We start from the raw sequence: 14,425 nt of genomic DNA on the forward strand, positions 1-14,425 counted from the left end.
AAGCCGCAAACCCGAAACCGGGCGGCAACCCCGCCCGATGCAGTGACTAACCGATAATTTCAAACAGGAAATACTATGCGCCCGGAAACCCGTTTTAAGTTCAATGCCTATCTGACCCGCGTCGCTGAGCTGAACGGCATCAGCACTGATGATGTCAGTAAAAAATTCACCGTCGAGCCGTCCGTCACGCAAACGCTGATGAACAAAGTGCAGGAGTCATCCGCGTTTCTGCAGACGATTAATATCCTGCCGGTTGCAGAAATGAAGGGTGAGAAAATCGGCGTCGGTGTGACCGGTACTATCGCCAGCACGACCGACACCTCGGGTGATGATGAGCGTAAGACCGCAGACTTTACCGCGCTTGAGTCCAACAAGTACGAGTGCGACCAGATTAACTTTGACTTCCACCTGAAATATAAAACCCTCGACCTGTGGGCGCGTTTTCAGGACTTCCAGCGCCGTATCCGTGACGCCATCGTCAAGCGTCAGGCGCTCGATTTCATCATGGCCGGTTTTAACGGTACCACCCGCGCCGCCACCTCTGACCGCACCAAAAATCCGATGCTGCAGGATGTGGTCGTCGGCTGGCTGCAGAAATACCGCAATGAAGCCCCGACGCGCGTGATGAGCAACATCACCGACGCTGACGGTAAGGTCGTTTCAGCAGTGATTCGTGTCGGTCGAAACGGTGACTATGAGAACCTCGACGCGTTGGTGATGGATGCGACCAATAACCTGATTGACGAGGTTTATCAGGATGACCCGAAACTCGTTGCCATCGTTGGCCGTAAGCTGCTGGCCGACAAATATTTCCCGCTGGTGAACAAGCCGCAGGAAAATAGCGAAGCGCTCGCGGCAGATATCATCATCAGCCAGAAGCGAATCGGCAACCTGCCTGCTGTGCGTGTGCCGTACTTCCCGGCGAATGCCGTGTTAGTGACCACGCTGGAAAACCTCTCTATCTATTTCATGGATGAGAGCCACCGCCGCAGCATTGATGAAAACCCGAAAAAAGACCGTGTGGAAAACTACGAGTCGATGAATATCGACTATGTGGTCGAGGCGTATGCTGCCGGGTGCCTGCTGGAAAACATCACCCTGGGCGATTTCACCGCACCTGCAGCACCGGAAAGCGGAGCCTAAACCATGACGAGCCCCGCACAGCGTCACATGATGCGGGTCTCGGCCTCTCAAACCGCGCAGCGGGAGCAAGCCCCGCTGCGCCATGCAACCGCCTATGAGCAGATGCTGGTTAAGCTGGCCGATGACCGCCGCACGTTAAAAAACATCCGTTCAAACGAACGTAAAGCCGAGAAAAAGCGCGAGCTGCTGCCGTTCTATGCGCCGTGGGTCGCCGGTGTGCTGGCTGATGGTCGTGGTGCGCAGGATGACATTGTCATGACCGTCATGCTGTGGCGTCTCGATGCCGGTGATATCGCTGGCGCGCTGGAAATTGCCCCCTACGCGCTGAAATACGGCCTCACCTCTGACCATCGCCGCACAACACCTTACATGCTGGTTGAGGAGGTGGCGCTTGCCGCGCAGCGTCTGCGCGATGCCGGTGAGTCTGTCGACCTTTCCTGGCTGCAGACCACTATCGACCTGACCGACGGCGCTGACGTTCCCGATATGGTGCGCGCCCGTCTGCATAAGGTGACAGGCCTGACCCTGCGTGATGCCGGTATGAATGCCGAGGCGCTGGCGCAGTTTCAGCGCGCGATGCAGCTCGACCGCAATGCCGGTGTGCGCAAGGAGATTGAGCGACTGGAACGGGCATTGAAGCCAAAGCCAGAGGCCGCACCCCGTAAAACGACTAAACCGCGCACGCGCAAACCTGCCAGCAAACCGGCAGCAAAGCGCGGGCGTCCACCAAAGGCGGAAAAACCGCCGGTTAACTGAACGCTCCCCGAGCCGGGCGGCACGCCGGTCAAAGCAGGCAAAGACCTGACGGCGACCGGCGTCCACCGCCCAACCTGATGAGGTTGTCATGACGACAGTGATACTGAACCAGCCCGATGAACCGCAGGACGTACCGGGCGTGGTGATTCCCGCACCGGAGACGGGCGGTGCAGTGATTAAAAACACGTTCTTTTTCCCTGATGTGGATCCGAAGCGCGTGCGCGAACTGATGCGCCTTGAGCAGACGGTTTCCGATGCGCGCCTGCGCAATGCCATCAAGACCGGCATGGCCGAGACCAATGCGGAGCTTTACGACTACCGGCAGCGCCAGACTGCCGCCGGGTTTAAGCAACTGGCCGACGTGCCTGCCGAGGAAATCGACGGTGAGAATGTGCGCGTTTTCCACTACCTCAGCGCCGTGACGGCGATGGCGACCGCCACCCTGTATGAGCGTTATCGCGGCGTTGAGGCCACCGGCAAGGGTGACAAAAAAGCCGACAGTGTGGAAACCACCATTGATGACCTGTGGCGGGATATGCGCTGGTCAGTTGCGCGTCTGCAGGACAAGCCGCGCTGCATAGTGGGTCAGCTCTGATGAAAGTCAGGGCAATGCAGGGCGACACCCTCGATGCGATTTGCGCCCGGTATTACGGGCGCACTGAGGGCGTGGTCGAGACGGTGCTGCAGGCTAATCCGGGTCTGTCTGAGCTGGGAGTCATTCTGCCGCATGGTACCGAGATTGACCTGCCCGATGTGCCATCTTCACCAGTAACTAACACTATCAATCTTTGGGAGTAAACCATGACAGAAGGGGAAAAAGGCGTCCTGTCACTGTTTGTGATTGGCGTGATGATTGTTGTCGGGAAAGTGCTGGCAGGTGGTGAGCCCATCACCCCGCGCCTGTTTGTCGGACGCATGCTGCTCGGCGGTTTCGTTTCGATGGTCGCCGGTGTTGTTCTGGTGCAGTTTCCTGATATGTCACTGCCTGCCGTGTGCGGGATTGGATCCATGCTCGGCATTGCCGGTTATCAGGTGGTGGAAATCGCCATACAGCGCCGCTTTAAGTCACAGAAAGGGGAAGACGATGCCGGTCATTAATACTCACCAGAATATCGCCGCCTTTCTGGACATGCTGGCGTATTCCGAAGGAACAGCGAACCATCCGCTGACGAAAAACCGTGGCTATGACGTCATTGTCACCGGTCTTGATGGTAAGCCAGAGATTTTCACCGATTACAGCGACCACCCTTTCGCACATGGCCGACCACCGAAAGTGTTTAATCGCCGTGGTGAGAAATCCACGGCATCGGGGCGTTACCAGCAGCTTTATCTGTTCTGGCCGCACTATAAAAAACAGCTCTCGTTGCCTGATTTCAGTCCACTGTCGCAGGACAAGCTCGCGATCCAGTTAATCCGGGAACGCGGTGCTATTGACGATATCCGGGCGGGGCGTATTGAGCGTGCTGTTTCCCGTTGTCGCAATATCTGGGCGTCATTACCGGGTGCCGGTTACGGCCAGCGCGAGCACAGTCTCGAAAAGCTGGTCACTGTCTGGCGCACGGCTGGCGGGGTGGTGGCATGAAAGTCCTGATAACGCTGCTTGTGCTGGCCGTGCTCGGGTTGCTGTGGTTGCGCCATGAGAACGGCAATTTATACCGCTCTTTTGAGGCGGCAAACCGTGTCGCGAGCGAGCAAAAGACGACGATTGGCATGCTGAAAAATCAGCTCAGTGTTGCCGGTCAGCTCGCCCGACGTAATGAATCCGCGCAGGTGGCACTGCGCGAGCAGCTCGCAAAGGCAAGTGCAGAAGCCAGCCGCCGTGAGCAGACGATAACGAGGTTACTTAATGAAAATGAAGCCTTTCGCCGCTGGTATAACGCTGCTCTGCCTGATGTTGTGCGTCGGTTGCACACCCGCCCCGCCTGCGCCAGCGCCGGTGATTGTGGTCAACGGATGCCCGAAGGTGAGCCTTTGCCCGATGCCGGGAAGTGACCCGAAAACAAATGGTGACCTGAGCGCGGATATTCGCCGTCTTGAGGGCGCGCTGACTGCCTGTGCGCTGCAGGTCAAAACCGTCAAACACTGTCAGGATGAACTCGATGCAGAAGCACAAAAGCCTGCGCAAAGCGCTGATTAACGCCGTGCCGCAGCTCCGAAACAACCCCGATATGCTGCGCATGTTCGCTGATAACGGGCATACGGATTCCCGACTGGCGAGCTCACTGTCGTTTGAAAAAGTGTACGTGCTTAACGTGGTGGTGACTGACTTCACCGGCGACCTCGATTTGATATTCGTGCCGGTGCAGGCGTGGCTGCGTGAACATCAGCCGGACATTATGACCACCAACGACGGGCGCGAGAAAGGATTCACCTGGGTGATTGATATCAATAACGACGATTCGCTCGATATCAGTATCAGCCTGAGACTCACCGAGCGCACGCTCGTCAAAGAGGTCGACGGCGCACTGCACGTCAGCTATGCGCCAGAGCCGTCGCTGCCTGAACCCGTGACGCGCCCGGTCGAACTGTACGTTAACGGCGAACTGGTGAGTAAGTGGGATGAGTGAGTTAACCGCGCTGCAGGAGCGCCTTGCCGGTCTGATTGCCAGCCTGTCACCGGCGACGCGTCGGCAAATGGCGGCTGAGATTGCGAAAAAGCTGCGCGCCAGTCAGCAACAACGCATTAAGCGCCAGCAGGCACCCGACGGCACCCCGTATGCCGCGCGAAAGCGCCAGCCGGTGCGGAGCAAGAAAGGCCGCATTAAGCGCGAGATGTTCGCCAGACTGCGCACTAACCGCTTTATGAAAGCCAAAGGCAGCGACAGTGCGGCGGTGGTGGAATTTACCGGCAAAGTGCAGCGCATGGCGCGGGTGCATCAGTATGGCCTCAAAGACCGGCCAAACCGCAACAGCCGTGAGGTGCAGTACGAGGCGCGCCCGCTACTCGGTTTCACCCGCGACGATGAGCAGATGATTGAAGACGTCATTCTCAGTCACCTCGGCAAATAAATATTGTGTGAGCCATCACCGGAGCCGCGCGAATTGGCGCGGTTCCAGACCAGAGGCATCCTTGCATTATGAATACGTTATCCACTTTACAGGAGCTCGCGCGCGCAATTCGCAACCTCATCCGCTCAGGTGTGGTGACTGAGGTCGATATTGTGCAGGGGCTGTGCCGCGTACAAAGCGGCGGGATCCAGACTACATGGCTGAACTGGCTGACTACCCGCGCCGGTCGTTCGCGTACATGGTGGGCTCCCTCGGTCGGTGAGCAGGTACTGCTGCTGGCGATTGGTGGCGAGCTTGATACCGCTTTCGTTCTGCCGGGGATTTTCTCAGACGATAACCCCGCCCCGTCTGCCTCGGCGGATGCGTGGCATGTGGTGTTCCCTGATGGCGCGGTTATGGAGTATGAGCCGGAAACCGGTGCGCTGACGGTCAGCGGCATCAAGACTGCCGACGTGACGGCATCGGAGTCCATCACCGCCACCGTGCCGGTGGTGCTGGTCAAAGCGGCAGAGCGTATCACCCTCGACACCCCGGAGGTGGTCTGCACCAACAAACTGACGACGGCGACGCTTGAGGTGCAGAAAGGCGGCACCATGCGGGGAAACATCGAACATACCGACGGCACGTTGAAATCAAACGGTGTGCAGGTTGATGACCACGGTCACGGCGGCGTGCAACGGGGTGGGAGCTGGACGGAGGGCACCAAGTGACGGCGCGCTATATGGGGATGAACCGCAATTCCGGCCTCGCTATCCGTGACAGTGAGCATATCAGCCAGAGCATGCGCGACATTCTGCTGACGCCGGTCGGCTCGCGGGTAATGCGTCGTGAATATGGCTCGCTCCTGTCTGCGTTGATTGATATGCCGCAAACCCCGGCGCTAAGGCTGCAAATCATGGTGGCGTGCTATTCCGCGATCCAGAAGTGGGAACCACGCATCAGGCTTACATCCATCAGTTTTGAGCGCGGCGACACTGGCGAAATGTATGTCGATATTACCGGGATGCGTACCGATACCGGTGCGTCAGTTTCAACCACTGTTTCACTGAGTTAAATCACTATGCCAACTGTTGACCTGAGTCAGTTACCCGTTCCCGACGTGGTTGAGGAACTGGACTATGAAACCATCCTTGCGGAACGCATAGCGACGCTGATTTCGCTTTATCCTGAAGACCAGCAGGAGGCTATCGCCCGCACGCTGGCACTTGAGTCTGAGCCGATTGTTAAGCTTCTGCAGGAAAACGCCTACCGCGAAGTTATCTGGCGTCAGCGGGTGAACGAAGCCGCGCAGGCGGTGACGCTGGCCTATTCTGCCGGTGACGACCTTGACGTCATGGCCGGGAACAACAATACCGAACGCCTGACCATCTCACCGGCGGATGACACCACCATCCCGCCGACACCTGCCGTTATGGAGTCCGACACCGACCTGCGTCTGCGCGCACAACAGGCGTTTGAGGGCTTGAGTGTAGCGGGTCCGGTCGGAGCATATGAGTATCACGGTCGCAGCGCCGACGGGCGGGTCGCTGACGTTTCGGTCGCCAGCCCGTCACCAGCCTGTGTGACGATTACCGTGTTATCACGCGAGGGCGACGGCACCGCCAGCCCTGAGTTACTGGCAGTCGTTGAAAAGGCGCTGAATGCTGAAGATGTGCGCCCGGTGGCAGACCGGGTGACTGTCCAGTCAGCCGAGATTGTGCCGTACCAGATTGACGCGACGCTCTATGTTTACCCAGGCCCTGAATCCGAACCCATCAGGCAGGCGTCAGAACAGAAGCTGCAGAGCTACATCAGCGCGCAGCACCGCCTCGGGCGAGATATCCGACTGTCAGCCATTTATGCGGCGCTGCATGTTGAAGGGGTACAGCGTGTCGAACTGGCATCACCGCAGGCCGACATTGTGCTGAGCAAGTCGCAGGCGTCGAACTGCACCGAATACCAGATAACTATCGGGGGCTCGGATGAGTGACCGGCTGTTACCCGTTGGCTCATCACAACTGGAGGTCGCCGCCGCTGCTGCACTCTCTGAGATTCAGCGCGTGCCGGTACCGCTGCGCACTCTGTGGAACTGGCGCACCTGCCCGGTAAACCTGCTGCCGTATCTGGCGTGGGCGCTGTCGGTCGACAGGTGGGATGAGAAGTGGCCGGAGGCGACAAAACGCAGCGTCTGTGCTTCCTCGTTTTTCGTCCATCAGCACAAAGGCACCATCAGCGCATTGCGCCGGGTGGTTGAACCGCTTGGTTTTCTGATTGAGGTGCGCGAGTGGTGGCAGCTCGACGAGGAGCCAGGCACATTCCGCCTTGTTGTCGGCGTGCTCGATAGCGGCATCACTGACGAAATGTATCAGGAGCTTGAGCGCCTGATTGAAGATGCCAAACCAGCAAGCCGTCACCTGACAGGGCTGGCTATCAGTCTGAGTGCAAGCGGTGAGCTGTATGTCGGCGCGGGATGCTACCACGGCGACGCGCTGACCGTTTACCCCTACACCCCCAAGGAAATTGTCGTCGGCGGTGAATATTACCTGGCCTCGGCCATCCATTTGATTGATAACCTGAGAGTGAACGCATGACCGCAAAATATTTTGCCATTCTGACCAATCAGGGCGCGGCGCGACTGGCGAACGCGGCGGCACTCGGCACCAAACTCAACCTGACGCAGATGGCCGTCGGTGATGCGAATGGTGCGCTGCCGACCCCTGACCCGTCGCAGACGAAACTCATCAACCAGAAGCGCATCGCGCCGCTGAACCTGCTGACCGTTGACCCGACCAATAGCAGCCAGATTATCGCGGAACAAATTATTCCCGAGAATGAGGGTGGGTTTTGGATCCGAGAGATTGGTCTCTACGATGACGACGGCATTCTGATTGCTGTGGCGAACTGCCCGGAGACCTATAAACCGCAACTTCAGGAGGGAAGTGGCCGCACGCAGACCATTCGCATGATTCTCATCGTGTCCAGCACATCAGCTATTACTCTGAAAATCGACCCGTCGGTCGTGCTGGCAACGCGCCAGTATGTCGATGACAGAATTATCGAAGTTAAAAGTTATGTCGACAGTAAATTCACGGCTCATGAACAGTCACGAAATCACCCCGATGCCACAACGGCTGATAAGGGATTTGTGCAGCTTAATAGTAGCGTGACAAGCGAAAGTGAAGCGCAAGCGGCAACACCAAAAGCGGTAAAAATAGCTATGGATAACGCCAGTGCTCGACTGGCTAAAGAGCGCAATCTCGCAGATTTGCCAAATCCGGCATTGGCGCGGCAAAGTCTACAACTGGGCGACAGTGCGACTAAAAATACCGGGACAACTGCTGGCACTGTGGCAGCAGGTGATGATGCTCGTATCTCAGGCGCGATGCAGAAAAGCCAGAATGGCGGTGATATTCCCGATGTCGCACAGTTTGTCCAGCACCTTGGTCTGCAATTTTTTAAGTCAGCGCCATCTGAGTTATCAGATGCTTTTACCAGTGTTCTGTCTCCTGATGGAAAATTGCGGATTGTACTGGCAAATAGCGGAGAGTGGGGAGTGCAGGATAGTCAGGGAAACGCCGTGGCACTTCCTGTATCTCGTGGCGGTACTGGCGCAACCGATGTGGCGGGAGCACTTCGCAGACTCGGGCTTGATTATGGCAGCCTGTTACCGGTGGGCGTTCCTATCCCATGGGTATTCGCAACACCGCCCGAAGGATTTCTGAAATATAACGGTGCATCGTTTGACAAGGCGCTGTATCCGAAGCTCGCACAGATATTCCCATCAGGAAAACTATTGGATTTACGCGGCGTATTTATTCGTGGCTGGGATGATGGAAAAGGGATTGATGCCGGACGTGCAATACTGACACAACAGCAGGATGCCCAGCAAAATATCACCGGTATGGTTTCTGATGTTACTGTCGGCGTTAACGCTGCCGGAACAGGTGCATTTAGTCTGGTCGATTTAACTACATCAGGCATTGCGGCAGGTGCATTAAATTCATTTTATCAAAAGCACATTTATCTGGATTCCTCCAGGGTGGTTCGAACGGCAACCGAAAACCGTCCGGTGAATATTGCATTTAACTACATCGTGAGGGCTGCATAATGGCGAAAGCGACGCTAAACAAAAATGGCATAGCTACGAAAGCAGGTGATATGACCGTCTATAACTACGACGGCGCAACTAGAGAGTATCTGTCGACCTGCGTTGAATATCTCGCGGTTGGTGTAGGCATTCCTGCCAATTCTTGTACTGATGCCCCATTAGATGAAAAAGACGGTTTTACCGTGTGTCGTACGGCCAGTTTTGAAGGATGGGAATATGTAGCAGACCATCGGGGCGAAACGGTTTATGACACAGCAACAGGTAAGCCTGTCACGATTACTGTGCCGGGTGATTATGCAGACGACGTGACCACGGTTGCACCCGCAACGCCTTATGACCGCTGGAACGGTAGCGAATGGGTCACCGATAAGAATGCGCAGAAAAACGGTCAGATTATGGAGGCAGAGCAGAAAAAATCCGCGTTGTTAGCCGAAGCGCAAAGTACTATCAGCCTGTGGCAGACCGAGTTGCAGCTCGGCATCATCAGCGACGATGACAAAGCCAGCCTGATTGCATGGATGAAATACATTCAGGGGCTGAACGCGGTCGACACCTCAGCGGCACCGGATATCGGGTGGCCGGTTAAGCCGGAGTAATGCGGGGCGGGCTGATGCCCGTCTTTTTTTAATTTGTTTATGTGCCATCCCCTACCCATCGCCGACAAATAGCCCACCATTACAGCACAACAGAAAATACGCTCACCCCTTAACCATGGAGTTAACCGGATGAGTGATTTTCACCACGGCGTGCAGGTGCTTGAAATTAACGACGGCACCCGCGTCATTTCCACAGTTTCGACCGCTATCATCGGCATGGTCTGCACGGCCAGTGATGCGGATGCGAAGCTATTCCCTCTCAATGAACCGGTACTGATTACCAATGTGCAGAGCGCCATTGCGAAAGCCGGTAAAAAAGGCACGCTGGCAGCCTCTCTGCAGGCCATCGCCGACCTGGCTAAACCTGTCACTATCGTTGTGCGCGTTGCCGAAGGTACCGGAGACGACGCAGAAGCGCAGACCGTTACCAACATCATCGGCGGCACGGATGAGAACGGAAAATACACCGGCATTAAAGCGCTGTTGACTGCCGAAGCGGTTACCGGCGTTAAGCCGCGCATTCTCGGTGTGCCGGGTCTCGATACGCAGGAAGTGGCGGTCGCACTTGCGTCAGCCGCTATCAAACTACGCGCATTTTGTTATGTCAGCGCGTGGGGCTGTAAAACCATTTCAGAGGCGATGGCCTATCGCGAGAATTTCAGCCAGCGCGAACTGATGGTCATCTGGCCTGACTTCCTCGCATGGGACACCACCGCGAACGCCACCACCACGGCATATGCCACCGCCCGCGCACTCGGTCTGCGCGCCTACATAGACCAGACCATCGGCTGGCACAAAACGCTGTCTAACGTCGGTGTGCAGGGTGTTACCGGCATCAGCGCCTCAGTCTTTTGGGATTTGCAGGCATCCGGCACCGATGCTGACCTGCTCAACGAGGCCGGGGTCACGACGCTGGTGCGCAAAGATGGTTTCCGTTTTTGGGGGAACCGCACCTGCTCTGATGACCCGCTTTTCCTGTTTGAGAACTACACCCGCACCGCGCAGGTACTGGCCGACACGATGGCTGAGGCGCACATGTGGGCGGTCGATAAACCCATCACTGCATCGCTCATCCGTGACATTGTCGACGGTATTAACGCCAAATTCCGCGAGCTGAAATCTAACGGCTACATCGTGGATGGTGAATGCTGGTTCGATGAGGAATCGAACGACAAGGAAAACCTCAAGGCCGGGAAACTGTATATCGACTACGACTATACACCGGTTCCCCCACTGGAAAGCCTGACCCTGCGCCAGCGCATCACCGATAAATATCTGGTGAATCTGGCCGAATCGGTCAACAGCTAAGGAGCCTGAAACAACATGGCACTACCCCGCAAACTTAAATATCTGAACATGTTCAACGACGGCCTTAGCTACATGGGTGTTGTTGAATCCGTGACGCTGCCGAAGCTGACCCGCAAGCTCGAAAACTATCGCGGCGGCGGTATGAATGGTGCGGCGGCAATTGACCTCGGCCTCGACGACGATGCGCTCACCGTCGAATGGTCTGTCGGTGGCCTGCCCGATGTGGCGCTGTGGGCGCAGTACGCCGCGCCGGGTGCTGACGCCGTGCCGCTGCGTTTTGCTGGATCCTATCAGCGCGACGACACCGGCGAAATCATCGCGGTCGAGGTGGTCATGCGTGGACGTCACAAAGAAATCGACGGCGGCGAGAATAAACAGGGTGAAAACACCTCGACCAAGCTGTCGACCGTCTGCACCTACTATCGCCTCACGATTGATGGTAGCGACGTCATCGAAATCGACACCGTCAACATGGTCGAGAAGGTGAACGGCGTCGACCGTCTGGAACAGCACCGCCGCGCAATCGGGCTGTAATTCCCTGATCGGTCAGCACTGCTGGCCGGTTATTAATCCCCATTCAGAGCAGAGAAAAACATCATGGCAAAAGCACCACGTAAAACCGCTGAATTTGTTGATACGGCTGGCAATGAAATTGACACCGTAAACCCGAACGTCGTGACCCTCGACAAGCCGATTAAGCGCGCCGGTCAGACGATTGATAAAGTCACCCTGATTGAGCCCAACGCCGGTACCCTGCGCGGTGTCAGTCTGGCAGCGGTGGCGCAGTCCGAAGTCGATGCGCTGATTAAAGTGCTGCCCCGCATGACCTATCCCGCGCTCACCACGCAGGAACTGACCGCGATGAACCTGCCCGACATGTTATCGCTGGCCGCTAAGGTGATTGGTTTTTTGTCACCGGCTTCGGCGGAGTAGATTTTCCGCCCGACCTGTCGACCGATGACCTGATGGCGGATATTGCCGTGATATTCCACTGGCCGCCATCAGAGCTCTATTCCCTGAGCCTGAGCGAGCTCATCACATGGCGCGAAAAGGCGCTGCAGCGTAGTGGAAACCACAATGAGTAATAACCTGAGGCTTGAGGTATTGCTGAAAGCGGTCGACCAGGCGACCCGACCGCTTAAATCTATCCAGACCGCGAGTAAAACCCTGTCGGGTGATATTCGCACCACACAAAAAGGGCTGCGTGACCTGAATGGTCAGGCGTCGAAAATCGACGGCTTTCGTAAGGCAAGCGCGCAACTGGCCGTAACCAGTCAGGCGCTTGATAAGGCGAAGCGTGAAGCCGGTGAGCTGGCTGTGCAGTTTAAAAACACCACCAGTCCGACCCGTGCGCAGGCGCAGGCACTCGAAGCGGCAAAGCGTGCCGCTTCTGAACTGCAGGCGAAATACAACAGCCTGAGAACATCGGTACAGCGTCAGCGCTCCGAACTGATGCAGGCCGGTATCAATACCCGCACCCTGTCTGCCGATGAACGTCGTCTCAAAACATCCATCAGCGAAACAACAGCGCAGCTTAACCGCCAGCGTGAGGCACTGGCGCGCGTCAGTGCGCAGCAGGCGAAATTAAGCCGGGTGAAAGAGCGATATAAATCAGGTAAAGAGCTTGCCGGTAACATGGCCGCAGCAGGCGCTGCCGGGGTGGGTATTGCGACAGCGGGAACGATGGCCGGGGTTAAATTGCTGATGCCCGGTTATGACTTTGCGCAGAAAAATTCCGAGCTGCAGGCTGTGCTCGGGGTCGATAAGCAGTCGCCAGAAATGGAGGCGTTACGCAAACAGGCTCGCCAGCTCGGCGACAATACTGCAGCCTCTGCAGATGACGCAGCGAGCGCGCAAATCATCATTGCGAAAAGCGGCGGTGACGCTGCTGCTATTCAGGCGGCGACGCCGGTCACACTGAATATGGCACTGTCAAACCGACGCTCGATGGAGGAAAACGCTGCGCTGCTGACCGGGATGAAATCAGCATTTCAGCTTTCAAACGACAAGATTGCGCACATTGGCGACGTTCTCTCGATGACGATGAACAAAACCGCCGCCGATTTTGACGGACTGAGCGACGCGTTGACCTATGCCGCGCCGGTGGCAAAAAATGCCGGGGTGAGCATCGAACAAACCGCCGCAATGGTCGGTGCGCTGCACGACGCCAAAATCACCGGGTCAATGGCGGGCACGGGTAGCCGCGCCATTCTCAGCCGCCTGCAGGCTCCCACCGGAAAAGCGTTTGAGGCCATTAAGGAGCTCGGCGTCAAAACGTCCGACAGCAAGGGGAACACGCGCCCGATATTCTCCATCCTGAAAGAAATGCAGCGCAGCTTTGAGAAAAACAACCTCGGGACAAGCCAGCGCGGCGAGTACATGAAAACCATTTTCGGCGAAGAGGCCAGCTCGGCGGCGGCGGTACTGATGGAAGCAGCCTCAAGCGGCAAACTTGACCGGCTCACCGCAGCGTTTAAAGCCTCGGACGGTAAAACCGAGGAACTGGTTAAGGTCATGCAGGATAACCTCGGCGGCGACTTTAAAGAGTTCCAGTCTGCTTATGAGGCAGTCGGTACCGACCTGTTTGACCAGCAAGAGGGCTCGCTGCGTAAACTCACCCAAACCGCCACGCAATACGTGTTAAAGCTCGACGGCTGGATCCAGAAGAACAAAGGGCTGGCGACAACCATCGGCATCATCGCCGGTGGCGCACTGGCTCTGATTGGTATCATCGGCGGTATTGGTCTCGTTGCGTGGCCGGTTGTTATGGGGATTAACGCCATTATCGCTGCTGCTGGCGTGCTGGGTACGGTATTTACTGTCACCGGTAGTGCCATTGTGACCGCACTCGGCGCGATTACCTGGCCGATTGTCGCATTGGGGGCGGCGATTGTGGCCGGGGCGCTGCTCATTCGTAAATATTGGGAGCCCATCAGCGCATTTTTCTCGGGGGTGATTGAGGGGGTCATGAGCGCCTTTACCCCTGTCGGGGAAATGTTCGCTCCACTGGCACCCATTTTTGACGGTCTCGGTGAGAAACTGCGCGGTGTCTGGCAGTGGTTTAAAGACCTGATAGCACCGGTCAAGGCCACGCAGGAAACGCTCGATAGCTGCAAAAATGTCGGCGTCATATTTGGTCAGGCGCTGGCCTCTGCTTTGATGGCTCCGCTCAATGTATTTAACAAGTTGCGCAGCGGTGTCGACTGGCTTCTCGAAAAGCTCGGCATCATCAACAAAGAGTCGGACAGCCTCGACCAGACCGCAGCCAAAACCAACGCCGCCACACAGGGTAATTCCTACATCCCGGCAACCAGCACATATGGTGGTTATCAGGCTTATCAGCCAGTGACCGCACCGGCGGGACGCTCTTACATTGACCAGAGTAAAAGCGAATACAACATCACTTTGCCGGGTGGCGTTGCGCCGGGGCATCAGCTTGACCGACAGCTACGCGATACGCTCGAACAGATTGAGCGCGAAAAGCGTGCGCGTCAGCGTGCCAGTATGAGCCATGACTGAGGAGGAA

General features: G+C 56.8%; 21 protein-coding genes. All 21 read left to right on the forward strand.

Annotated features, from left to right (window positions below; genetic code table 11):
- Window positions 1-75 precede the first annotated feature (75 nt).
- The 21 genes from OGV57_RS09515 to OGV57_RS09615 all read left to right on the forward strand — a co-directional run bounded on the left by OGV57_RS09515 (window position 76) and on the right by OGV57_RS09615 (window position 14,418).
- Window positions 76-1,143 (forward strand): phage major capsid protein, P2 family, encoded by a 1,068-nt coding sequence (locus tag OGV57_RS09515; protein WP_193146781.1) that lies wholly within the window; start codon window positions 76-78, stop codon window positions 1,141-1,143.
- 3 nt (window positions 1,144-1,146) lie between these two features.
- Window positions 1,147-1,899: a phage terminase small subunit gene (locus tag OGV57_RS09520; protein ID WP_193146780.1), complete on the forward strand. Its 753-nt coding sequence runs from the start codon at window positions 1,147-1,149 to the stop codon at window positions 1,897-1,899.
- A gap of 88 nt (window positions 1,900-1,987) precedes the next feature.
- Window positions 1,988-2,494, forward strand: coding sequence for a head completion/stabilization protein (locus OGV57_RS09525; protein WP_193146779.1), 507 nt, complete (start codon window positions 1,988-1,990; stop codon window positions 2,492-2,494).
- Complete coding sequence (locus OGV57_RS09530; RefSeq protein ID WP_023135265.1) at window positions 2,494-2,697, forward strand: tail protein X; 204 nt, start codon at window positions 2,494-2,496, stop codon at window positions 2,695-2,697. The genes OGV57_RS09525 and OGV57_RS09530 overlap by 1 nt, the downstream gene beginning before the upstream one ends.
- A gap of 3 nt (window positions 2,698-2,700) precedes the next feature.
- A complete protein-coding gene (locus tag OGV57_RS09535) occupies window positions 2,701-2,997 on the forward strand; it encodes a phage holin family protein (RefSeq protein ID WP_023135264.1) in 297 nt (98 codons plus the stop codon).
- A complete protein-coding gene (locus tag OGV57_RS09540; protein ID WP_023135263.1) occupies window positions 2,984-3,481 on the forward strand; it encodes a glycoside hydrolase family 24 protein in 498 nt (165 codons plus the stop codon). The genes OGV57_RS09535 and OGV57_RS09540 overlap by 14 nt, the downstream gene beginning before the upstream one ends.
- A complete protein-coding gene (gene lysB / locus OGV57_RS09545; protein ID WP_193146778.1) occupies window positions 3,478-3,891 on the forward strand; it encodes an Rz-like lysis system protein LysB in 414 nt (137 codons plus the stop codon). The genes OGV57_RS09540 and lysB overlap by 4 nt, the downstream gene beginning before the upstream one ends.
- Window positions 3,791-4,036: an Rz1-like lysis system protein LysC gene (gene lysC / locus OGV57_RS09550; protein ID WP_231912255.1), complete on the forward strand. Its 246-nt coding sequence runs from the start codon at window positions 3,791-3,793 to the stop codon at window positions 4,034-4,036. Before lysB ends, lysC begins: the two co-directional genes overlap by 101 nt.
- Window positions 3,999-4,466, forward strand: a complete 468-nt coding sequence (locus OGV57_RS09555) for a phage tail protein (RefSeq protein WP_193146777.1) — start codon at window positions 3,999-4,001, stop codon at window positions 4,464-4,466. Before lysC ends, OGV57_RS09555 begins: the two co-directional genes overlap by 38 nt.
- The gene (locus tag OGV57_RS09560; protein WP_119174567.1) at window positions 4,459-4,908 is read left to right on the forward strand and encodes a phage virion morphogenesis protein; all 450 of its coding nucleotides are present in this window, start codon (window positions 4,459-4,461) and stop codon (window positions 4,906-4,908) included. Before OGV57_RS09555 ends, OGV57_RS09560 begins: the two co-directional genes overlap by 8 nt.
- 68 nt (window positions 4,909-4,976) lie before the next feature.
- The gene (locus tag OGV57_RS09565) at window positions 4,977-5,618 is read left to right on the forward strand and encodes a phage baseplate assembly protein V (RefSeq protein WP_023135261.1); all 642 of its coding nucleotides are present in this window, start codon (window positions 4,977-4,979) and stop codon (window positions 5,616-5,618) included.
- Window positions 5,615-5,962 (forward strand): GPW/gp25 family protein, encoded by a 348-nt coding sequence (locus OGV57_RS09570; RefSeq protein WP_023135260.1) that lies wholly within the window; start codon window positions 5,615-5,617, stop codon window positions 5,960-5,962. Before OGV57_RS09565 ends, OGV57_RS09570 begins: the two co-directional genes overlap by 4 nt.
- Window positions 5,963-5,968: 6 nt before the next feature.
- The gene (locus OGV57_RS09575; protein WP_193146775.1) at window positions 5,969-6,877 is read left to right on the forward strand and encodes a baseplate assembly protein; all 909 of its coding nucleotides are present in this window, start codon (window positions 5,969-5,971) and stop codon (window positions 6,875-6,877) included.
- Window positions 6,870-7,478 carry a phage tail protein I gene (locus tag OGV57_RS09580; protein ID WP_193146774.1) on the forward strand — a complete coding sequence of 203 codons (609 nt, stop codon included), beginning with the start codon at window positions 6,870-6,872 and terminating at the stop codon, window positions 7,476-7,478. Before OGV57_RS09575 ends, OGV57_RS09580 begins: the two co-directional genes overlap by 8 nt.
- A complete protein-coding gene (locus tag OGV57_RS09585; protein ID WP_193146773.1) occupies window positions 7,475-8,995 on the forward strand; it encodes a phage tail protein in 1,521 nt (506 codons plus the stop codon). The genes OGV57_RS09580 and OGV57_RS09585 overlap by 4 nt, the downstream gene beginning before the upstream one ends.
- Complete coding sequence (locus OGV57_RS09590) at window positions 8,995-9,591, forward strand: tail fiber assembly protein (protein ID WP_193146772.1); 597 nt, start codon at window positions 8,995-8,997, stop codon at window positions 9,589-9,591. Before OGV57_RS09585 ends, OGV57_RS09590 begins: the two co-directional genes overlap by 1 nt.
- Before the next feature lie 129 nt (window positions 9,592-9,720).
- Window positions 9,721-10,899 carry a phage tail sheath protein gene (locus OGV57_RS09595; protein ID WP_193146771.1) on the forward strand — a complete coding sequence of 393 codons (1,179 nt, stop codon included), beginning with the start codon at window positions 9,721-9,723 and terminating at the stop codon, window positions 10,897-10,899.
- Window positions 10,900-10,914: 15 nt separating this feature from the next.
- On the forward strand, window positions 10,915-11,433 hold the full coding sequence (locus tag OGV57_RS09600; protein ID WP_001207674.1) for a phage major tail tube protein: 519 nt from the start codon (window positions 10,915-10,917) through the stop codon (window positions 11,431-11,433).
- A 63-nt stretch (window positions 11,434-11,496) separates the two neighbouring features.
- A complete protein-coding gene (locus tag OGV57_RS09605) occupies window positions 11,497-11,832 on the forward strand; it encodes a phage tail assembly protein (protein WP_001029731.1) in 336 nt (111 codons plus the stop codon).
- A 14-nt stretch (window positions 11,833-11,846) separates the two neighbouring features.
- Window positions 11,847-11,984: a GpE family phage tail protein gene (locus tag OGV57_RS09610; RefSeq protein WP_077910118.1), complete on the forward strand. Its 138-nt coding sequence runs from the start codon at window positions 11,847-11,849 to the stop codon at window positions 11,982-11,984.
- A complete protein-coding gene (locus tag OGV57_RS09615) occupies window positions 11,977-14,418 on the forward strand; it encodes a phage tail tape measure protein (RefSeq protein ID WP_193146770.1) in 2,442 nt (813 codons plus the stop codon). Before OGV57_RS09610 ends, OGV57_RS09615 begins: the two co-directional genes overlap by 8 nt.
- Window positions 14,419-14,425: the final 7 nt, after the last annotated feature.

It is taken from the genome of Citrobacter sp. Cf087, assembly GCF_030334285.1.
GTDB lineage: Bacteria > Pseudomonadota > Gammaproteobacteria > Enterobacterales > Enterobacteriaceae > Citrobacter > Citrobacter freundii.